Below are 20,338 nucleotides of genomic sequence, written 5' to 3' on the forward strand. Positions count from 1 at the left end.
TGGGCGGGAAGATGGAGAGATGACCGAGGTCCTGCAGAGATTCTCGCCCGCCACCCGGGCCTGGTTCGGCCAGGCCTTCGCCGCGCCGACCGAGGCCCAGCTCGGCGCCTGGGACGCCATCTCCCGTGGCTCGCACGCGCTCGTCGTGGCCCCGACCGGCTCGGGCAAGACCCTCGCGGCCTTCCTGTGGGCCATCGACCGGCTGGCGACGCCGGCCCCTGAGTCTTCCGCGGCCACGGATGCCGCAGGGACGGTCGCCGCCCCGCTGCCGCGCACCCGGGTGCTCTACATCTCCCCGCTCAAAGCGCTCGGCGTCGACGTGGAACGGAACCTCCGCGCTCCGCTCGTCGGCATCACCCAGGCGGCGGCCCGGCTCGGCTTCCGTCCGGTCACGGTGACCGTCGGCGTGCGCTCGGGGGATACCCCGGCCGCCGACCGGCGCAGCCTCGTCAAGACGCCCCCCGACATCCTGATCACGACCCCCGAGTCGCTCTTCCTGATGCTCACCTCCGCCGCCCGTGACTCCCTGCGGGGTGTCGACACCGTCATCATCGACGAGGTGCACGCCGTCGCGTCGAGCAAGCGCGGCGCCCACCTCGCCGTCTCTCTCGAACGCCTCGACGAGCTGCTCGCGCGGCCGGCGCAGCGGATCGGTCTCTCTGCGACCGTCCGCCCGGCCGCGGAGGTCGCCCGGTTCCTCGGCGGCGCCGCCCCCGTGCAGATCGTCAATCCTGCCGCGGGCAAGCGCTTCGACCTCCGCGTCGTCGTCCCCGTCGACGACATGACGCAGCTGGGCCCCGTTCCCGAACGGGAGGGGTCGACAGCGGCCGCCGCGCCGCAGGCCGGTTCGATCTGGCCGCACGTCGAAGAAGCCATTGTCGACGAGGTGCTCGCGCATTCCTCGTCCATCGTCTTCGCGAACTCGCGCCGCCTTGCCGAGCGACTGACCGCGCGCTTCAACGAGATCTACGCCGGGCGCCTGGCGGATGCCGCGGAGCAGGCCGCGGGCGAGCTCGCGCCGGTCGGGGCAGGGGTCGCACCGGCATCCGCTGCCGAGGGCGCTGCAGCGGGCGCAGCCGGTGCGGGCTCAGACGGTGCGGGCTCAGTCGGTGAAGGCTCAGCACGCGGTTCAGCGGGCCCTGCGCGGCCGCCGGCAGACCTGATGGGAGCGAGCGGCCAGAGCGCAGGGGCCGAGCCCCTGCTCGCCCGCGCGCACCACGGCTCGGTGAGCAAGGAACAGCGTTCGATGATCGAGGAGGACCTCAAGGCCGGGCGGCTGCGCTGCGTCGTCGCGACGTCGAGCCTCGAACTCGGCATCGACATGGGTGCCGTCGACCTCGTCGTGCAGGTCGAGTCTCCGCCCTCTGTCGCGAGCGGGCTGCAGCGGGTCGGCCGCGCCGGGCACCAGGTCGGCGAGATCTCCCGCGGCGTCATCTACCCCAAGCACCGTGCCGACCTCATCCACGCCGCCGTCGCCGCCGAGCGGATGGTCGCCGGACTGATCGAGTCGATCGCGGTGCCATCGAACCCGCTCGACATTCTCGCCCAGCAGACCGTCGCGGCGGTGGCGCTCGAGCCGATCCAGGCCGAGGACTGGTTCGACATCGTGCGCCGCAGCGCCCCATTCCAGGGCCTGCCCCGCTCGGCATACGAGGCAACGCTCGACCTCCTGGCCGGGCGGTACCCCTCCGACCAGTTCGCCGAGCTCCGCCCCCGGATCGTCTGGGACCGCGACACCGGCCTGCTCACCGGGCGTCCCGGCGCGCAGCGCCTCGCCGTCACAAGCGGCGGCACCATTCCCGACCGCGGGCTTTTCGGCGTCTTCATGGTCGGCGGCGAGCAGACCACAGGGCGTCGTGTCGGCGAACTCGACGAGGAGATGGTCTACGAATCCCGGGTCGGCGACGTCTTCGCACTCGGCACGACGAGCTGGCGGATCCAGGAGATCACCCACGACCGGGTGCTCGTGCTCCCGGCGTTCGGCGAGCCGGGGCGGCTGCCGTTCTGGAAGGGTGACGGCCTGGGCCGGCCGGCGGAACTCGGCGAGGCCGTCGGCGCCTTCGTCCGGGAGGTCTCCGCGTTGCCGGAGGCCGCCGCCCGGGTCCGCTGCGCGGCCGGGGGGCTCGATGAGCGCGCCGCGAACAACCTCCTGGTCTTCCTCGCCGACCAGCGCGCGGCCACCGGCCAGCTGCCGACCGACCGCACCCTCGTCGTCGAACGGTTCCGCGACGAACTCGGCGACTGGCGGGTGATCCTGCATTCCGCATACGGCATGCAGGTGCACGCGCCGTGGGCGCTCGCGGTCGCCGCCCGGGTGCGGGAACGCTACGGGCTCGACGGCGGGTGCGTCGCAAGCGACGACGGAATCGTCGCGCGCATCCCCGACACCGACGCCGAACCGCCCGGCGCCGAACTCTTCGTCTTCGAGGCGGAGGAGATCGAGCAGCTCGTGACCGATGAGGTCGGCGGCTCCGCCCTCTTCGCCGCCCGGTTCCGTGAGTGCGCCGCCCGCGCCCTGCTGCTCCCGAAGTACAACCCCGGCACCCGGTCGCCGCTCTGGCAGCAGCGGCAGAAGGCCGCCCAGCTGCTCGAGGTCGCCCGCACGTTCCCCACTTTCCCGATCATCCTCGAGACCGTGCGGGAATGCCTGCAGGACGTGTACGACCTGCCGGCCCTGCTCGACCTCACCCGCAAGATCAACAGCCGCACGATCCGCCTCGTCGAGACCCGCACGGAGACCCCGAGCCCCTTCGCGAGCACCCTGCTCTTCGGTTACGTCGCCGCGTTCATGTATGAGGGCGACTCACCGCTCGCCGAGCGCCGGGCCACGGCGCTGTCCCTCGACTCGAGCCTCCTCGCGGAGCTGCTCGGCAGGGTCGAACTGCGAGAGCTCCTCGACCCCGCCGTGATCGAGCAGACGGATGCCGAACTCCAGCGCCTGCCCGCCGACCGGCACGCGCGGGGCGTCGAGGGTATCGCCGACCTCCTCCGCCAGCTCGGGCCCCTCACGACCGAGGAGGTCGCCGCCCGGCTCGATACCCAGGACGACCCCGACGCCGAAACCGGCCTGCTCGAGCTCGTCGCCGCACGCAGGGCACTCAGGGCCGGGTTCGCCGGCCGCCAGTGGTGGGCCGTGATCGAGGACGCCAGCCGGCTTCGCGACGCCCTCGGCGTTCCGGTGCCGCTCGGGGTGCCCGCCGCCTTCACCGAGGCCGTGCCAGACCCGCTCGGCGACCTGGTCAGCCGGTACGCGCGGACGCACGGCCCGTTCACGGTGGCGGATGTCGCCGACCGCTTCGGTCTCGGTCCGGTCGTCGCCCTCGGGGCGCTGCGACGTCTCGCCGGCACCCGCCGGGTGATCGAGGGCGAGTACCGGCCGCACGGCACCGGCAGCGAATGGTGCGACGCCGAGGTTCTGCGCCGACTCCGCAGGCGGTCCCTCGCGGCGCTCCGCCACGAGGTCGAGCCCGTCGATCAAATCACGATGGGCCGGTTCCTGCCGTCCTGGCAACATGTAGGCGGACGGCTGCGCGGCGTCGACGGCGTCGCATCCGTCATCGAACAGCTCGAGGGGGCCCGCATCCCGGCGTCCGCCTGGGAATCGCTCGTGCTGCCCGCCCGGGTGAGCGACTACCGGCCGGCGATGCTGGACGAACTCACCAACGCGGGCGAGGTGCTCTGGGCGGGGGCAGGCACCCTCGCGGGCAACGACGGCTGGATCAGCCTGTACCTCGCCGAGACCGCCGCGCTCACCCTGCCGCCGCCAGCCCTCGTCGAGACCACGGAGCTGCAGCGCGAGGTGCTCGCGACCCTCGGCGGCGGGGGAGGGTTCTTCTTCCGGCAGCTCGCCGACGCGGTCGGCAGCCAGGACGACGTGCTCCTCGCCGACGCCCTCTGGGACCTGGTCTGGGCCGGCCTCGTCGGCAACGACACCTTCGCCCCGGTGCGGGCGCTGCTTTCCGGAGGCCGCACGGCGCACAGCACCCGGAGGGCGGTGCCTCGGGCACGCCTGCACGGCGGCCGCGGGTTTGCCCGGTCGGCGATGCCGTTGCGCGGCGGACCGCCGACGGTGTCCGGCCGCTGGTCGATCGTGCCTGTCGCCGACGATTCACCCACCCGCCGCGCCCATGCCCTCGGCGAGACCCTGCTCGAACGCTACGGGGTCGTCACCCGCGGCGCCGTCGTGGGGGAGGGCGTCACCGGCGGCTTCGCGCTCGTCTACCGCACCCTGAGCGGCTTCGAGGAATCCGGCCGCTGCCGGCGCGGCTACTTCATCGACGGGCTCGGCGCCGCACAGTTCGCGACCGCCGGAACGATCGACCGGTTGCGTTCCTTCACCGAGTCGGAGTCCGGCGCGCACGGTGGCCGGGGAGCGGGTCCCGCCGCGGCAGGGCAGGGGGCGCCGGTCGTCGTCACGCTCGCCGCGACCGACCCGGCCAACCCGTACGGGGCCGTGCTGCCGTGGCCGGCCCTGCCGGCCGGCACCACTCACCGTGCTGCCCGGAAGGCCGGCGCGATCGTCGTGCTCGTCGACGGCGCCCTCGCGCTCTACGTCGAACGCGGCGGCAAGACCGTGCTCGCCTTCGACGGAAGCCAGGTCGGAGGGGCCGACGATGTCGACGCCGGCGCCGTGCCGGCGGGTAACCGCGCCGATGCCGACGATGCCGTTGGTGCTCCCATCGGTGCCGACGTCGCCGCCGCCCGTGACGCACTCTTCGCGGCCGCGGCCGGTGCCCTCGCCGCCACGGTGACGAGCGGCCGGATCGCCAAACTCGGCGTCGAGACGGTCAATGGCGCCTTCGTGATCGGCACCCCGTTCGGCCGCGCGCTCCAGGCCGCCGGATTCGGCGTGACGCCGAAGGGACTGAAGCTGCATGCCTGAGGCCGACCGTGCCTGAGGGCGACACCGTCTGGCTGACCGCGCACAACCTCGACACGGCGCTGCGCGGGGCCGTCCTGACCCGCTGCGACATCCGCGTGCCGGCCTATGCGACCGTCGATCTCACCGGCGACACCGTGCACGAGGTCACGAGTCGCGGCAAACACGTGCTGATCCGGGTGGGGGAGGCCAGCATCCATTCACACCTGAAGATGGAGGGCGCCTGGCACCTCTACCGGCACGGCTCGGCCTGGAAGCGGCCGGCCTTCCAGGCCAGGGCCGTGCTCGAGACGGCCGACTGGATCGCGGTCGGCTTCGAACTCGGGGTGCTCGAGGTGTTGCCCATCGGGGAGGAAGGCGCCAGGCTCGACTACCTCGGCCCCGACCTGCTCGGCGCCGACTGGGACCCCGCCGAGGCCGTGCGCCGCCTGGAGGACCGGCCCGAGCGTCCGATCGCGGTCGCACTCGCCGACCAGGCGAACCTCGCGGGTCTCGGCAACGAGTACGTGAACGAGCTCTGCTTCCTGCGGGGCGTGCTGCCCACCCGGCCGGTGGCCGACGTGACGGATGTCGCCGGTCTCGTCGACCTCGCGCACCGGCTGATCGTCGCGAACCGCGGCAGAACCGACCGAATCACCACGGGTTCCGCCCGCCGCGGCGAACAGTCCTGGGTCTACGGCCGTGCCGGCCGGCCCTGCCGACGCTGCGGCACCCGCATCCGCCAGGGCACGCTCGGCAGCTCTGAGCTCGAGCAGCGGGTCACCTACTGGTGTCCCCGCTGCCAGACCTGACGTGCCGGCTCAGGTGTCGCATATCGACGTTCGCGGGTCGCGGGAACGTCGATATGCGACACCTCAGGGAAGGGTGATCGGGCTAGTTGACCGGGCCGGTGTACTTCTCGCCTGGGCCCGCGCCGATCGGGTCCGGGATCGCGGAGGCCTCGCGGAACGCGAGCTGCAGCGAACGCAGCCCGTCGCGCAGGCTCCGCGCGTGCATGTCGGCGATGTCGGGGGCGGCCGCCGTCACGAGCCCGGCGAGGGCGTTGATGAGCTTCCGGGCCTCGTCGAGGTCGATCTGCGTGTCGGGGTCGTCGGCGAGCCCGCACTTCACCGCAGCGGCGCTCATCAGGTGCACGCACGCCGTCGTGATGATCTCCACGGCGGCCACATCGGCGATATCGCGGGTTTCCTGGCTGGCATCCTGGCTTGTGCTACTGGTCACTGCATTCCTCTGTTAGACTCGTCCGGGCTCCGAGGTATTTATCTCGGTACGAAAGTGGATAATCTCCCACCCGCGCATACCGCTTCACAAAGGTTACCGGGTTGTTTGCACTCCGCCGTCGTGGCACTGGAAACAGTGGCGCGAAGGTAGACAGGGTGCCGTACGCAGTGTTTGAGCAATAACGCTCCACCATTTCGCACGCGATTTTCCTCTCTTCGTCGCCAGGCGGCATCCGTTGCCTGGCTGTAGTCACGATGCATGAGAGAAGGAGAGACGCATCAGCGATCCCCGTACAAATGACCGTATCCGCGTCCCTGAAGTCCGTCTTGTCGGCCCCGCCGGCGAGCAGATCGGGGTCGTGGCCATTGACGTCGCACTGCGCATGGCACAGGAGGCGGATCTGGACCTCGTCGAGGTTGCCCCTACCTCCAAGCCGCCGGTCGCAAAGATCATGGACTACGGCAAGTTCAAGTACGAGGCTGCGCAGAAGGCCAAGGAGGCCCGGCGCAACCAGGCGAACACCATTCTTAAGGAAGTTCGGTTCCGCCTCAAGATTGACACGCACGACTACGAGACCAAGCGCAAACGCGCCGAAGGCTTCCTCAAGGCCGGCGACAAGGTCAAGGCCATGATTCTTTTCCGTGGCCGTGAACAGTCCCGTCCCGACCAGGGCGTACGACTGCTCCAAAGATTTGCCGAGGATGTCGCGGAATTCGGTTCGGTCGAATCGAGCCCGACTATCGACGGTCGAAACATGGTCATGGTGATTGGCCCACTGAAGAACAAATCAGAGGCCAAGGCAGAGGCCAATGCACATAGAGCTGCTGATAAGGCAGCGAAACAGGAGGAAAAAAATGCCTAAGATGAAGACCCACTCCGGGACTAAGAAGCGCTTCAAGGTAACCGGCAGCGGCAAGATCATGAAGCAGCAGGCCGGTTTGCGCCACAACCTCGAGGTCAAGAGCACCCAGCGCAAGTCCCGCCTGAACCACGACCAGGTGTTGGCCAAGGCCGACGCCAAGGTCATCAAGAAGCTTCTCGGTCGCTAGACCCCGTACCCCTAAAGGAACAAGAAAATGGCAAGAGTAAAAAGAGCGGTCAATGCTCACAAGAGCCGCCGCGTCATCCTCGAGCGCGCCAAGGGTTACCGCGGCCAGCGCTCCCGTTTGGTCACGAAGGCCAAGGAGCAGCTCACTCACTCCTTCACTTACAGCTACCGTGACCGTCGTGCACGTAAGGGTGACTTCCGTCGCCTGTGGATCCAGCGGATCAACGCTGCGTCCCGCCAGAACGGCCTGACCTACAACCGCCTCATCCAGGGCCTCGCCCTGGCCGGCATCGAGGTCGACCGTCGTATCCTCGCCGACCTCGCGGTCAACGAAGCGGCCACCTTCGCCGCCATCGTCGAGAGCGCCAAGGCAGCACTGCCCGCCGACACGTCCGCACCGAAGGTCAAGGCCTAGCCTTCACGCTTCAGCGCCGTTCAGTTCGCGAGCAGTTCGTTCCACCAGCACTCCGCATCACCCAAAACGGGAGCGGGCCCCAGGGCCCACTCCCGTTTTTGCGTTCCCGCGCCCGGAACCGGGTCAGGCGGCGGGGGTCGAGAGGTCGTAGACCGTCGAGCCGCCGACCGTGGTCGCGGTGTATGTCGCGGCCACCCAGGTCGCGATGGCCGTCGCGGTGCTGTCGCCGCCGCCCATGCCGCCGCCCTGGCTTCCGGAGATGTAGTAGCCGACGTCACCGGCCGCGACGTACGCCTGGAACTCGGCGAGGGTCGGCGTCGGGTCACTGCTCCAGCCGCCGATCGCCATCACGGCGACGCCGGTGGACAGTTCGAGCGTCGCAGCGGACTGCGATCCGTCGACCGCCGCGGCCCAGCGAGCCGTCGAGGCCGTGAGCAGGGCGGTGAGCTCGGACGAGGTCGCGGAATCCGAACCCGCGCCGGAGGGAGCGGAGCCGGAGTCGCCGGCGTTCGCCGCGGCATCCGTGCCCGTGTCGCTCGTGCCGGAGCCGGTATCGGTGCCCGTCGTTCCGGTCGTGCCCGAGCCGTCCGGACCGCCGGTGCCTCCCGTCGGGGGAGTGCCGCCTGCGCCGTCCGGCGCCGTGCCGCCATCGGGCCTCGTGCCGCCGCCGTCGCCGGTGGGGGCACCGCCCATCGCGCCGCCCGCGCCGCCGCCCATTCCGCTCGAGGACGAGACAGAACCGACAGCGGGAATCGAGCCGTTGTGCGCGACCGAAGCCGTCGCGATCGCGTATGCCGCGCTCCCGCCGAGGCCGCCGAGCATGCCGACCAGAACCGCGACGGTCGTGAGGCGGCGCCAGCTCAATGCGGCACCGACGACGAAACCGGCCGCGCCGAGCAGGGTCACCGTGAGCAGCGTCCAGCGCAGCCACGGCAGCCAGTCCGCGTTCTCGGACAGGAGCACGAAGCCCCAGGCACCGGCGGCCGCGATCATCGCGGCGAGGCCGAGCCGGCCGAACCAGTGCGAACGGCCGTGCCAGAGCACGACGCCGCCGGTTCCGACGAGGCCCGCGATCGCCGGGGCGAGGGCGACGGTGTAGTACGGGTGGATGGTGCCGCTCATGTAGCTGAAGACGAGTCCCGTCACGAGCAGCCAGCCGCCCCAGATCACGAGAGCAGCGCGGGCGCCGTCGGTACGGTGCCGCTTCCGGGTGGCCCAGAGACCGAGGACCAGGGCGAGCAGCGCCGTCGGCAGCAGCCACGAGATCTCGAGGCCCATCTCGCTGCTGAACAGGCGGCTGAGCCCGGTCGCGCCGCCGAAGCTCGAGCCGGCCGCGGCTGTCGTGCCGCCCCCCGCGTTTCCGCCGCCGCCTGCGGTCGCCCCGAAGATCCGACCGAGGCCGTTGTAGCCGAAGACGAGGTCGAGCACGGTGTTGTCCGTGGACCCGCCGATGTATGGGCGAGCGGATGCCGGCCACAGGGCGACCGCGAGCACCCACCACCCCGCCGACACGACGAGGGCGCCCGCGGCGACGCCGAGGTGTGCGAGGCGGCGCCAGACGGTCGTATTCGCCAGGAGCAGGTAGGCGAGGCCGAAGGCCGGCAGCACGAGGAGGCCCTGGAGCATCTTGGTCAGGAAGGCGAAGCCGAGGGCGACGCCGGCGAGGGCGAGCCAGCGCCAGCTCGCGGCGGGCAGCGCGCGGACCACGCAGTACGCGGCAGCCGTCATCAGCACCGTCAGGAGTGCATCGGGGTTGTCGAAGCGGAACATCAGCGCCGCGGCGGGCGTGAACGCGAGCACCGCGCCGGCCACGAGCCCGCCGACGGCGCCCAGCCGTTGGCCGAAGGCCACGAGGCTGCGCCGCACGGTCGCGAAGACGAGGGCGACGGCCGCGACGCCCATCAGCGCCTGCGGCACGAGCACACTCCAGCTCGAGAAACCGAAGATCCGCGCCGAGAGCCCCATCACCCAGAGCGATGCCGGCGGCTTGTCGACGGTGATGAAGTTCGAGGAGTCGAGAGATCCGAAGAACAGGGCGGTCCAGCTCCTGGACCCTGCCTGCACCGCGGCGGCGTAGAAGCTGTTCGCCCAGCCGCTCTCGCTCAGGTTCCAGAGGTAGAGCAGGCCGGTGACGATCAGGAGCGCCCAGAACGACGGCCGGATCCAGGCGGCGTCCGTGCGCTCTCCGAGAATGATCCGGGCGATCAGTCCGCGGCGCGCCGTCGACGGCGCTGCGGCGCCGGACGTGCTGGACCCTGTGGTCGCGCCGGATGTGCGCGGCACGGATACGGGTGGGCGGGTCACGTGACCCGGAACGATGTGGCCGGTCATGGCTCCTCCAAAGGTTGATCCTTTGAGCTTGCCGAGTGCGTCCATGGGCCAGCTATGCCGGCGCTATGAGATGGCTATGGCCGGCTGTCAGCGCGGCAACCGCGCCGCCACAGCCCCGGCAAGTAGGCTGGGAGCATGTTAGATAATCCCCGTTCTCCGCGCGTGCGGGCCGTTGCGAAGCTGTCGAACCGGGCCGCGCGCTCCGAGACCGGGCTGTTCCTTCTCGAGGGCCCGCAGGCCGTCGCCGAGGCCCTGAACTTCCGTCCGGAGCTCGTCGTCGAGCTGTACGCAACCCCGACGGCCCTTGAGCGCCACCCCGAGATCGCCGAAACCGCCGTCGATGCGGGCGTCGACGTCGAATTCGTCACCGAGCAGGTCCTCGAGACGATGGCGGACACCGTCACCCCGCAGGGCTTCGTCGCGGTCTGCCACCAGTTCCCCACCTCGGTCAAGGAGATCTTCGCCAAGGAACCGAAGCTCATCGCGATCCTCGAAGAGGTGCGCGACCCGGGCAACGCCGGCACGATCATCCGGGCAGCGGATGCCGCCGGTGCCGACGCCGTGATCTTCACCGGTCGCAGCGTCGACCTCTACAACCCCAAGGTCGTGCGCTCGTCCACGGGCTCGATCTTCCACCTGCCCGTCGCCGTCGGCGTCACCCTCGACGACGTCCGCGAGCGCGCCCGCTTCGCCGGCCTCCAGATCTTCGCCGCCGATATCAAGGGCACCGACCTGCTCGCCGCCCGCAACGAGGGACTCCTTCTCGCGCCGACGGCCTGGCTGTTCGGCAACGAGGCCCGCGGCCTGACCGATGAGGACCTGGCCCTCGTCGACCGCTCGATCACCGTGCCGATCTACGGCCACGCCGAGTCGATGAACCTCGCGACCGCGGCATCCGTCTGCCTGTACGAAAGCGCCTTCGCGCAGCGCAGCTAGTCGCGGGAACCGGGCCCGCCGGCGTGCGGATTGGTTTGCGCTGCTAACAATTTCCCCTAGATTGGGGGATATGGAGCCTACAGATCCCACGCCGGCTACGTCGAACATCACGGTGCGTCGGGGCGAGCCCCTCGTGGTCGTTACCGATGTCAACAAGCACTTCGGCGAGCTGCACGTCCTCAAGAACATCAACGCCGTCGTCACCCGTGGCGAGGTCGTCGTTGTCATCGGCCCGAGCGGGTCGGGCAAGTCCACGCTCTGCCGGGCGATCAATCGCCTCGAGACGATCGACTCCGGCGTCATCACGATCGACGGTCAGGCCCTTCCCGAAGAGGGCAGGGGCCTGGCCCGGCTGCGGGCCGACGTCGGCATGGTTTTCCAGGCGTTCAACCTGTTCGCGCACATGACGGTGCTGCAGAACGTCACCCTCGGGCCGATCAAGGTGCGCGGGCTGTCCAAGGCCGACGCCGAGACCCGGGCGATGGCCCTCCTCGAGCGGGTCGGCGTCGCCGACCAGGCCCACAAGATGCCCGCCCAGCTCTCCGGCGGCCAGCAGCAGCGCGTCGCGATCGCCAGGGCCCTCGCCATGGAACCCAAGGTCATCCTCCTCGACGAGCCGACGAGCGCACTCGACCCCGAAATGATCAACGAGGTTCTCGAGGTCATGATCGATCTCGCCAACGACGGAATGACCATGATCGTGGTCACCCACGAGATGGGCTTCGCCCGCAGGGCCGCCAACCGGGTCATCTTCATGGCCGAGGGCGAGATCGTCGAGGAATCGACCCCGGACCGTTTCTTCACCAACCCGCAGACCACCCGCGCCAAAGACTTCCTTTCGAAGATCCTCGCGCACTGAGGATCCTCTTCCCGCAGTACTTGCCGGTCACACGACCGGCGATCCCCGCACACAGCACCCAGGAGGACACCATGCGACTCAATAAAGGTCTAGTGATTTCTGCCATTGCCCTCGCGAGCGTTCTCACGCTCAGCGCCTGCACCGACTCCGGTGCATCCCCCTCTGCGGCCCCCGTCGCCGCCACCCCGACGTTCGCGCCGGGCACGACCATGGCCAAGCTCGCCGAAGCAGGCAAGATCACCATCGGCACCAAGTTCGACCAGCCGTTGTTCGGACTCAAGGGCCCGAACGGCCCCGTCGGATTCGACGTCGAGATCGGCAAGCTCATCGCGGCCAAGCTCGGCATCGCAGCGGACAAGATCAACTGGGTCGAGACCGTGTCGGCCAACCGGGAACCGTTCATCACGAACGGCCAGGTCGACATTGTCATCGCGACCTACACGATCAACGACAAGCGCAAGGAGGTCGTCTCCTTCGCCGGCCCGTACTACGAAGCCGGACAGGACCTGCTCGTGCTCGCCGGGAACCCGAACAAGATCACCGGGCCAGAAGACCTCACCGGCAAGCCGGTCTGCACCGTGAGCGGCTCGACCTCGGAGAAGAACATCGCCGCGTACACGACCAACGTGATCGCGACGGACACTTACTCCAACTGCCTCGGCCCGCTGCGCAGCGGTGAAGTCGTCGCGGTCACGACCGACAACGTCATCCTCGCCGGTCTCGCCGACCAGAACTCCGGCGAATTCGAGGTCGTCGGCAAGCCATTCACCAAGGAGCCGTACGGCATCGGGCTGAAGAAGGACGACACCGAATTCCGCGCCTTCATCAACGACACCCTGGACGCCTCCTTCACCGACGGAACCTGGGCAGCGGCCTGGGAGGCCACCGCAGGCAAGGTCCTCGACACCCCCACCCCGCCGACCATCAACCGCTACTAGAACCCGCGCGACGCCGGGCGGATGCCTGATGCGGCATCCGCCCGGCCTCGCGTTCGAATGCACCCACCGACACCCACAGACACAGACATAGAAGAGGAGTTGAGGCATGGACGCAGTCATCGATAACCTGCCGGTCTTCCTCGAAGGCTTTCGAAACACCCTCGGCCTGCTCGTCATCTCCGGGGTGGGCGCACTCATTCTCGGCCTGATCGTTGCCGGCCTGCGCATCTCGCCCATCGGCTCGTTCCGCGGCTTCGCCACGGTCTACACCGAGATCATCCGCAACACACCCCTGACCCTGATCCTCTTCTTCTGCGCGTTCCTGCTGCCATACCTGCAGTTCTCGCCCGGCTACTTCACGCTCGCAGCGATCGGCCTCACCGTCTACACCTCGCCGTTCGTCGCCGAAGCCGTGCGCAGCGGTATCAACGGCGTGCACGTCGGCCAGGCCGAGGCCGCCCGCAGCATCGGGCTCGGCTTCGGCCAGTCGCTCGCCTTCGTGATCCTGCCGCAGGCGCTGCGGATGGTCGTGCCGCCCCTGATCAACGTGTTCATCGCCCTCGCGAAGAACACCTCCGTCGCCGGCGCCTTCTTCGTCTTCGAACTCTTCGGCGCCGCCCGCCAGGTCACCAACGACCGCGGCGACCAGGTCCTCGCAATCCTGCTCGCGGTGGCCGTCTTCTACCTGCTGATCACCGTGACCCTCGGCATCATCGCCGGCCGGGTCGAGAAGAGAGTGGCGGTGCTCCGATGACCTCGGTCCTCTACGATGCGCCAGGCCCCAAGGCCCGGCGGATGTCCCGCATCATCTCCTACGTCGGCGTCGCCGTGATCGCCGTCGGTGTCGTCGCCCTCGTGCTCGCCCTGGGAGCCCCGAAGGCGAGCGCCAACGGCGCCGTGCAGCCCGGACTCTGGGACCTGAGCCGCTGGGACGTCTTCAACGACCTCGAGGTCTGGCGCTCGCTCGGCCGCGGCGCGCTCGCGACCCTCGAGATGGCCGGTGTCGCGGCCGTCCTCGCCCTCGTCCTCGGTGTGCTGTTCTCCTTCGGCCGCGCCTCCGACACGGCCTGGATCCGGGTGCCGACCACGGTCGTCCTCGAATTCTTCCGCGGCATGCCCGTGCTGCTGATGATGCTGTTCGTCCTGCTCGTCTTCTCAACCGGATCGTTCTGGGCCGGCGTCGCCGCCCTCGCCGTCTACAACGGCGCGATCATCGGCGAGGCCCTCCGGGCCGGTATCAAGGCGCTCCCACGCGGCCAGCGCGAAGCCGGTCTCGCGATCGGCCTGACCTCCATCGCGACGCGACTCCGGATCGAATTCCCGCAGGCTTTCCGGCAGATGCTGCCGATCATCATCGCCCAGCTCGTCGTGCTGCTCAAGGACACCTCGCTCGCCTTCGTGGTGGGATACTCCGAACTCCTGCGCAGCATGCGTGACCTGACCAACTTCTTCGGCAACCGATACTCCTTCTCCTTCTTCTTCGTCGTGCTCGTCATCTACCTCGCGATGAACCTGTCGCTGTCGTGGCTGGCCCGGCGGATCGCCCGGCGGAGCGGTTCGAAGCCCACGCACTAAACTTGGGACTTGTGTCTGAATCCACCGAAAACCCCGCACCGGCCGAAATCTCCGAAGCGGCCGTGACCGCGGCGGTCACCGCCGCCCTGGCCGCCATATCCGCCGCCGCCGACTCGTCCGCCCTCAAGGCGGCCCGGAGCGAACACGCCGGTGAGGCGTCTCCGCTCTCCCGCCTGAACGCACTGATGCGTTCGGTGTCCAAGGAACAGAAGGCGGCGGCCGGCAAGCTCGTCGGCCAGGCCAGGGCCCGGGTCAACCAGGCCCTCTCCGCCCGCGAGGCGGAGATCGGCGCGGCAGAGGCCGCCGCACAGCTCGCCGCTGAAACGGTGGATGTCACGGCAGCGGCGTCGACCTGGCACGCCGGGGCGCGGCATCCGCTCGCCCTGCTGCAGGAACGCGTCGCCGACGTCTTCGTCGCGATGGGCTGGGAGGTCGCGGAAGGCCCCGAGCTCGAAAGCGAGTGGTTCAACTTCGACGCGCTCAACTTCGACGAGGACCACCCGGCGCGCGCGATGCAGGACACCTTCTTCATCGACCCGCCCGAGGCACACCTCGTGCTGCGCACGCACACCTCGCCCGTGCAGATGCGCGCCCTGCTCTCCCGCGAGCTGCCGGTCTACGTCGTCGCGCCCGGCCGGGTGTACCGCACCGACGAGCTCGATGCGACCCACACTCCCGTGTTCCACCAGATCGAGGGCATCGCCGTCGACAAGGGGCTCACGATGGCGCACCTCCGCGGCACCCTCGACCACTTCGTGCAGGCCCTCTTCGGCCCGGAGGCGAAGGTGCGGCTGCGGCCGAACTACTTCCCGTTCACCGAACCGAGCGCCGAGCTCGACGTCTGGCACCCGACCTTCAAGGGCGGCGCGCGCTGGATCGAGTGGGGCGGCTGCGGCATGGTCAACGCAAACGTGCTCCGCTCCGCGGGGATCGACCCCGAGGTCTACTCGGGCTTCGCGTTCGGCGTCGGCGTCGAACGAGCACTGATGTTCCGCAACGATGTGAAGGATATGCACGACATGGTCGAAGGCGACGCACGGTTCAGCCAGCAGTACGGGATGACCGTCTGATGCGCGTTCCCCTGAGCTGGCTCGGCGAATTCGTCGACCTCGAACCCGGCACGACCCCCGAAGCCGTACACGCCGCCCTCGTGAGCGTCGGCCTCGAAGAAGAAGAGATCCACCGCTTCGAGCTGACCGGCCCGATCGTCGTCGGCGAGGTGCTCGAGTTCGTCGGAGAGCCGCAGACCAACGGCAAGATCATCAACTGGTGCCAGGTGCGCGTCGCGCCCGGCGACGAAACCGCGGCCGACGGCGGCCCCGCCGTGCACGGCATCGTCTGCGGCGCCCACAACTTCGTCGTCGGCGACAAGGTCGTCGTGACCCTGCCCGGCGCGGTGCTCCCCGGCCCGTTCCCGATCGCGCCCCGCAAGACCTACGGCCACGTCTCCGACGGCATGATCGCCTCGGCCCGCGAGCTCGGCCTCGGCGACGAGCATGATGGCATTCTGCTCCTGAAGAACCTCGGCCTCGACGACGCCCCGGTCGGCACCGACGCGATCGCCCTCCTCGGACTCGACGACACCGCCGTCGAGGTCAACGTGACCCCCGACCGCGGCTACGCGTTCTCGATCCGCGGCATCGCCCGCGAATACTCGCACGCGACAAGGGCCGCCTTCCGCGACCCCGCCCTCGCGACGGTGACTGCGGTTTCCACGATTGATTTCCCCGTCACGCTCGCCGACGCTTCCCCCATCCGCGGTCGCGTGGGCGCGAGCGTCTTCGTGACCCGCGCCGTGCGCGGCGTCGACCCGTCCCGGCCCACTCCGGCCTGGATGATCACCCGGCTCGCCCTCGCGGGCATGCGGTCCATCTCGCTCGTCGTCGACGTGACCAACTACGTCATGCTCGAACTCGGCCAGCCGCTGCACGGCTACGACCTCGACGCCCTCGCCGGCGGCATCCTGGTGCGCCGGGCGGAACCGGGGGAGAAGCTCACGACCCTCGACGGCGTCGTGCGCGCCCTGCACTCCGAGGACCTCCTGATCACCGACGAGTCCGGTGCCATCGGCCTCGCCGGCGTGATGGGCGGCCGCAGCACCGAGATCGGTGCATCCACCACGAACGTGCTCATCGAGGCCGCGAACTTCGACCCGGTGTCGATCGCCCGCAGCGCCCGCCGCCACAAGCTCCCGAGCGAGGCCTCCCGTCGCTTCGAACGCGGAGTGGACCCTCAGGTCGCCGCCGTGGCAGCTGCCCGCGTCGTGCAGCTGCTCGTCGACCTCGCCGGCGGAACCGCGGACGGCCTCGGCTCCGCGCTCGACTCCTCCGTACCGCCCGTCGCGATCGAGCTCCCGCGCGACTTCATCTCCGGCTTGATAGGGCGCACCTACTCGGACGACGAGGAGCGCTCAGCCCTCGCCGAGATCGGCGGCCTGCTCGTCGAAACCCCGACCGGACTCTCGGTGACCCCGCCGACCTGGCGCCCCGACCTCACCGACAAGTGGACCCTCGCAGAGGAGGTCGCCCGCATCGTCGGCTACGACAGCATCCCCTCTGTGCTCCCGGTCGCCCCGCCCGGCCGCGGCCTGACCCTCGTGCAGCGCCTGCGCCGCACGGTCGCGCAGACCCTCGCGGCCACCGGCCACACCGAGGTGCTCGCCTACCCGTTCGTATCCGAGGCCGACAACCGCCTCTTCGCACCGCTCGCGACCACGACGGATGCCGCCGGTGCCGCCGCCGGCATCCCCGCCGTCGCCGAGGTCCCCCAGATCCGCGTCGCCAATCCGCTCGACGGCGAGGCGCCTTTCCTGCGCACCTCGATCCTCCCTGGCCTGCTGCGGATCGCGCACCGCAACCGTTCTCGCGGGATCACCGACCTGGCCGTCTTCGAACAGGGACTCGTCTTCCGGCCGGTGGCGGGCATCCGCTACGGCAGCCTCGTCGTACCGGCGGGTGCCACCCGCCCCAGCACGGCACTCGAGGCCGAGCTCAACGCGGGCATCCCGCCGCAGCCGTACTCCGTCGCCGTCGCTCTCACCGGGAACACCGTGCGGCACCAGCCCGGCCGGGCGCCGATCGCCGCAGGCTGGCAGGACGCCCTCGCCGCCGTGCAGCAGGTCGCGCTCGCGACCGGCGTGCCGATCCTGGTGCGCCAGGGATTGCACCCGGCGATGCACCCCGGCCGCACCGCCGAGTTGTTCGTCGCCACCGCAGACGGCGAGCTGAGCGTCGGCTTCGCGGGCGAACTGCTGCCCGCCGTCGCGACCGGCTTCGACCTGCCCGCCGTGGTCGCCGTCGCCGAGATCACCCTCTCCGACGTCTTCGCCCAGGCCGGTTCCGAACTGCACGCCGCACCGATCAAGACGATGCCCGCAGCGACCCAGGACCTCTCGCTCGTCGTCAGCGCCACGGTGCCCGCAGCCGAGGTGCTCGCGGCAGTGGCTGAAGGGGCCGGCGCGCTGCTCGACCACATCGAGCTCGTCGACGACTACCGCGGCACCGGGATCGAGCCCGGCCGCAAGTCGCTGACGTTCGCGCTGCGATTCCGGGCCCCCGACCGCACCCTGACCGCCGCGGAAGCGAGCGACGCGAAGCTCGCCGGCGTGGCCGTCGCGGCCGCCCGCTTCGACGCGACCCTCCGCGAGTAAGACTCCGGGGTGCGCGCCACGTGCGCCGTTTCGCGCCAGGCACGCCTGGCGCGAAACGGCGGAAATGGCGCGCGATCGGGCGCGATTGGCGCGTCGCGGCGGAGGTGGCGCGCAACTTTCTTGCGTGCGCAGCTGACGTGCGCTCGGGTGGCCGGGTGCGGATGCCGGCGGGAACCGACCCGATGTCGCCCGGATTCCCGGGGGCGCGGGGCAGCGCGATAGGTTTGTCACATGGCTTTTTCGGTAGCAATTGCAGGCGCGAGCGGTTACGCGGGCGGAGAATTGCTGCGAATGCTCGCCGGACACCCTGAATTCGAGGTGCGCACGGTGACCGCGCACAGCAACGCGGGCCAGCGATTGATCGACGTGCAACCGCACCTTCGCGGCCTCGCGCACCTCACCCTCGTGGACACGAACGCCGTCAACCTCGCCGGGCACGACGTCGTCTTCCTCGCCCTGCCGCACGGGGCATCCGGTGCCCTGAGCGCGGAGCTGTCGCCCGACACGCTCGTGATCGACTGCGGCGCGGACCACCGGCTGGAGGATGCAGTGGACTGGGCGGCGTTCTACGGCGGCGACTACTTCGGCTCGTGGGCGTACGGCGTCCCCGAACTCCCGATCCCCGGTGGCGGCAAGCAGCGCTCCCGCCTGGTCGGAGCCCGCCGGATCGCCGCGCCCGGGTGCAACGCGAGCACGGTCGCACTGGCCCTCGCGCCCGGCATCCACGCCGGCGTGATCGAACCGGCCGACCTCGTCGCCGTGCTCGCCGTCGGACCATCGGGTGCGGGCAAGAGCCTCAAAGTCCCGAACCTCGCCGCAGAGGTGCTCGGATCCGCCAACCCGTACGCGGTCGGCGGCACCCACCGGCACATTCCCGAAATCCAGCAGAGCCTGCGCTGGGCGGGCGCCGTGAATCCGACCATCTCCTTCACGCCCGTGATCGTGCCGATGTCCCGCGGCATCCTCGCGACGGCGACGGCGCGCCTCGTGCCCGGCACCTCCGCAGCCGCCGTGCGCGCAGCCTGGGAGAGCGCATACGCAGACGAACCGTTTGTGCACCTGCTCCCGGCCGGACACTTCCCCCGCACGAGCGACGTGCTCGGCGCCAACACCGCACTGATCGGCCTCGCCGTCGACGAGGCCGTCGGCCGCGTCGTCACGGTGACCGCCGTCGACAACCTCGCCAAGGGCACCGCCGGTGCCGCGATCCAATCCGCAAACCTGGCCCTCGGGCTGCCCGAGACCCTGGGCCTCAGCATGAATGGAGTCGCCCCGTGAGCGTCACAACCCCCGCCGGATTCGCGGCAGCCGGCGTCACAGCCGGCCTCAAGAAGTCCGGCGGACTCGACCTCGCCGTCGTGCAGAACCTCGGCCCGCTCTCCAGTGCCGCGACCGTGTTCACGAGCAATCGCTGCAAGGCGAACCCGGTGATCTGGAGCCAGCAGGTCATGCGCGGCGGCAGCGTCCGCGCGATCGTGCTCAACTCGGGCGGTGCGAACTGCTACACCGGCAGCATCGGCTTCCAGACCACCCATGCGACCGCGGAGGCCGTCGGTGACCGCCTCGGCGTGTCCGCCGGGGAGGTGCTCGTCTGCTCGACCGGCCTGATCGGCGAACAGCTCGACCTGGACAAGATCACCGCAGGCATCTGGGACGCCACCCTCGCCCTGCGCACGGACGACTCGACGTCCGCCGAAGCGGGCCTGTCCGCCGCCAGGGCCATCATGACGACCGACACCACTCCGAAGCAGTCCGCCGTGACCGCGCCGGCCGGCTGGTCGATCGGCGGGATGGCCAAGGGCGCAGGCATGCTCGCCCCCGGCCTCGCGACAATGCTCGTCGTGATCACGACCGACGCCGTCCTCGACTCCGCCCAGCTCGACAGGGCGCTCCGGGTCGCGACCCGGATCACCTTCGACCGCCTCGACTCCGACGGATGCATGTCGACCAACGACACCGTGAGCCTGCTCGGCTCTGGCGCGAGCGGCATCGCGCCGGACGAAGCCGAATTCGCCGCCGCGCTCACCGCGATCTGCCAGGACCTCACCCTGCAGCTGCAGGCCGACGCGGAGGGCAGCGCCCACGACGTCGCCATCACCGTGCGCAACGCCGAGACCGAAGCCGACGCCGTCACCGTGGCCCGCGCTGTCTCCCGCAGCAACCTGTTCAAGACCGCCATCTTCGGCAACGACCCGAACTGGGGCCGCGTGCTCGCCGCCGTCGGCACGACGGATGCCGCCTTCGACCCGTACAACATCGACGTCACGATCAACGGGGTGCAGGTCTGCACCGCGGGGGAGCCGGACCAGCCCCGCGAACTCGTCGACCTCACGCCACGCTCCGTCACGGTGCTGATCACCCTGCACGCGGGGGACGCGGAAGCGACGATCTGGACCAACGACCTCACGCACGCCTACGTCGAAGAGAACAGCGCGTACTCGAGTTGACCCGTCACACGCACGGCAAGGCCTCGCACCGGCATCCGCT

The 20,338-nt window shown here is 70.0% G+C and carries 16 protein-coding genes; 14 read left to right on the forward strand and 2 right to left on the reverse strand.

Annotation, left to right across the window (positions count from 1 at the left end):
* Window positions 1-19: 19 nt before the first annotated feature.
* Both E3O46_RS13215 and E3O46_RS13220 read left to right on the forward strand, forming a co-directional pair.
* Entirely contained in the window at window positions 20-4,882 is a 4,863-nt protein-coding gene (locus E3O46_RS13215) for an Lhr family ATP-dependent helicase (protein ID WP_134561840.1), read from the forward strand.
* Window positions 4,883-4,890: 8 nt separating this feature from the next.
* The gene (locus E3O46_RS13220) at window positions 4,891-5,670 is read left to right on the forward strand and encodes a DNA-formamidopyrimidine glycosylase family protein (RefSeq protein ID WP_134561841.1); all 780 of its coding nucleotides are present in this window, start codon (window positions 4,891-4,893) and stop codon (window positions 5,668-5,670) included.
* An 82-nt stretch (window positions 5,671-5,752) separates the two neighbouring features.
* Here the strand turns inward: E3O46_RS13220 and E3O46_RS13225 are convergent, their stop codons facing one another.
* A complete protein-coding gene (locus E3O46_RS13225) occupies window positions 5,753-6,100 on the reverse strand; it encodes a DUF1844 domain-containing protein (RefSeq protein WP_134446984.1) in 348 nt (115 codons plus the stop codon).
* 277 nt (window positions 6,101-6,377) lie between these two features.
* On the opposite strand from E3O46_RS13225, the gene infC reads away from it, so the two are divergent.
* The 3 genes from infC to rplT are packed head-to-tail and all read left to right on the forward strand — an operon-like array spanning window position 6,378 to window position 7,563.
* Window positions 6,378-6,962 (forward strand): translation initiation factor IF-3, encoded by a 585-nt coding sequence (gene infC / locus E3O46_RS13230; protein WP_134446986.1) that lies wholly within the window; start codon window positions 6,378-6,380, stop codon window positions 6,960-6,962.
* Window positions 6,955-7,149 (forward strand): 50S ribosomal protein L35, encoded by a 195-nt coding sequence (rpmI, locus tag E3O46_RS13235; protein ID WP_134446988.1) that lies wholly within the window; start codon window positions 6,955-6,957, stop codon window positions 7,147-7,149. Before infC ends, rpmI begins: the two co-directional genes overlap by 8 nt.
* A 27-nt stretch (window positions 7,150-7,176) precedes the next feature.
* A complete protein-coding gene (gene rplT / locus E3O46_RS13240; protein ID WP_134446990.1) occupies window positions 7,177-7,563 on the forward strand; it encodes a 50S ribosomal protein L20 in 387 nt (128 codons plus the stop codon).
* 123 nt (window positions 7,564-7,686) lie between these two features.
* Here rplT and E3O46_RS13245 read toward each other — a convergent pair whose 3' ends face one another.
* Window positions 7,687-9,894 (reverse strand): glycosyltransferase family 39 protein, encoded by a 2,208-nt coding sequence (locus E3O46_RS13245; protein ID WP_134561842.1) that lies wholly within the window; start codon window positions 9,892-9,894, stop codon window positions 7,687-7,689.
* A gap of 135 nt (window positions 9,895-10,029) precedes the next feature.
* Here E3O46_RS13245 and E3O46_RS13250 point away from each other — a divergent pair, with 135 nt between their 5' ends.
* The 9 genes from E3O46_RS13250 (at window position 10,030) to argJ (ending at window position 20,298) form a co-directional block, all read left to right on the forward strand.
* Window positions 10,030-10,830 carry a TrmH family RNA methyltransferase gene (locus tag E3O46_RS13250; RefSeq protein ID WP_134446993.1) on the forward strand — a complete coding sequence of 267 codons (801 nt, stop codon included), beginning with the start codon at window positions 10,030-10,032 and terminating at the stop codon, window positions 10,828-10,830.
* Between the two features lie 70 nt (window positions 10,831-10,900).
* Complete coding sequence (locus tag E3O46_RS13255; protein ID WP_134446995.1) at window positions 10,901-11,689, forward strand: amino acid ABC transporter ATP-binding protein; 789 nt, start codon at window positions 10,901-10,903, stop codon at window positions 11,687-11,689.
* 71 nt (window positions 11,690-11,760) lie between these two features.
* On the forward strand, window positions 11,761-12,627 hold the full coding sequence (locus tag E3O46_RS13260) for a glutamate ABC transporter substrate-binding protein (protein WP_134559719.1): 867 nt from the start codon (window positions 11,761-11,763) through the stop codon (window positions 12,625-12,627).
* Between the two features lie 106 nt (window positions 12,628-12,733).
* Window positions 12,734-13,381 (forward strand): amino acid ABC transporter permease, encoded by a 648-nt coding sequence (locus tag E3O46_RS13265; RefSeq protein ID WP_134446999.1) that lies wholly within the window; start codon window positions 12,734-12,736, stop codon window positions 13,379-13,381.
* A 41-nt stretch (window positions 13,382-13,422) separates the two neighbouring features.
* Window positions 13,423-14,202 (forward strand): amino acid ABC transporter permease, encoded by a 780-nt coding sequence (locus E3O46_RS13270; protein ID WP_241987419.1) that lies wholly within the window; start codon window positions 13,423-13,425, stop codon window positions 14,200-14,202.
* Window positions 14,203-14,213: 11 nt separating this feature from the next.
* On the forward strand, window positions 14,214-15,272 hold the full coding sequence (gene pheS, locus E3O46_RS13275; protein WP_134447003.1) for a phenylalanine--tRNA ligase subunit alpha: 1,059 nt from the start codon (window positions 14,214-14,216) through the stop codon (window positions 15,270-15,272).
* A complete protein-coding gene (gene pheT / locus E3O46_RS13280; RefSeq protein WP_134561844.1) occupies window positions 15,272-17,851 on the forward strand; it encodes a phenylalanine--tRNA ligase subunit beta in 2,580 nt (859 codons plus the stop codon). The genes pheS and pheT overlap by 1 nt, the downstream gene beginning before the upstream one ends.
* Before the next feature lie 231 nt (window positions 17,852-18,082).
* A complete protein-coding gene (argC, locus tag E3O46_RS13285; RefSeq protein WP_134561845.1) occupies window positions 18,083-19,129 on the forward strand; it encodes an N-acetyl-gamma-glutamyl-phosphate reductase in 1,047 nt (348 codons plus the stop codon).
* Window positions 19,126-20,298 (forward strand): bifunctional glutamate N-acetyltransferase/amino-acid acetyltransferase ArgJ, encoded by a 1,173-nt coding sequence (gene argJ, locus E3O46_RS13290; protein ID WP_134561846.1) that lies wholly within the window; start codon window positions 19,126-19,128, stop codon window positions 20,296-20,298. Before argC ends, argJ begins: the two co-directional genes overlap by 4 nt.
* Window positions 20,299-20,338 lie beyond the last annotated feature (40 nt).

Origin of the sequence: Cryobacterium glucosi, assembly GCF_004402235.1 — a bacterium.
Taxonomy (GTDB): domain Bacteria; phylum Actinomycetota; class Actinomycetes; order Actinomycetales; family Microbacteriaceae; genus Cryobacterium; species Cryobacterium glucosi.

Excerpts from the sequence above, each read along its gene's own strand:
- E3O46_RS13215 (WP_134561840.1), top strand. The coding sequence starts at position 20 with ATGACCGAGGTCCTGCAGAGATTCTCGCCCGCCACCCGGGCCTGGTTC.
- rpmI (WP_134446988.1), top strand. The coding sequence starts at position 6,955 with ATGCCTAAGATGAAGACCCACTCCGGGACTAAGAAGCGCTTCAAGGTA.
- argC (WP_134561845.1), top strand. The coding sequence starts at position 18,083 with ATGGCTTTTTCGGTAGCAATTGCAGGCGCGAGCGGTTACGCGGGCGGA.
- E3O46_RS13270 (WP_241987419.1), top strand. The coding sequence starts at position 13,423 with ATGTCCCGCATCATCTCCTACGTCGGCGTCGCCGTGATCGCCGTCGGT.
- pheT (WP_134561844.1), top strand. The coding sequence starts at position 15,272 with ATGCGCGTTCCCCTGAGCTGGCTCGGCGAATTCGTCGACCTCGAACCC.
- E3O46_RS13245 (WP_134561842.1), bottom strand. The coding sequence starts at position 9,894 with ATGACCGGCCACATCGTTCCGGGTCACGTGACCCGCCCACCCGTATCC.
- E3O46_RS13260 (WP_134559719.1), top strand. The coding sequence starts at position 11,761 with ATGCGACTCAATAAAGGTCTAGTGATTTCTGCCATTGCCCTCGCGAGC.
- E3O46_RS13255 (WP_134446995.1), top strand. The coding sequence starts at position 10,901 with ATGGAGCCTACAGATCCCACGCCGGCTACGTCGAACATCACGGTGCGT.
- rplT (WP_134446990.1), top strand. The coding sequence starts at position 7,177 with ATGGCAAGAGTAAAAAGAGCGGTCAATGCTCACAAGAGCCGCCGCGTC.
- E3O46_RS13265 (WP_134446999.1), top strand. The coding sequence starts at position 12,734 with ATGGACGCAGTCATCGATAACCTGCCGGTCTTCCTCGAAGGCTTTCGA.
- E3O46_RS13250 (WP_134446993.1), top strand. The coding sequence starts at position 10,030 with ATGTTAGATAATCCCCGTTCTCCGCGCGTGCGGGCCGTTGCGAAGCTG.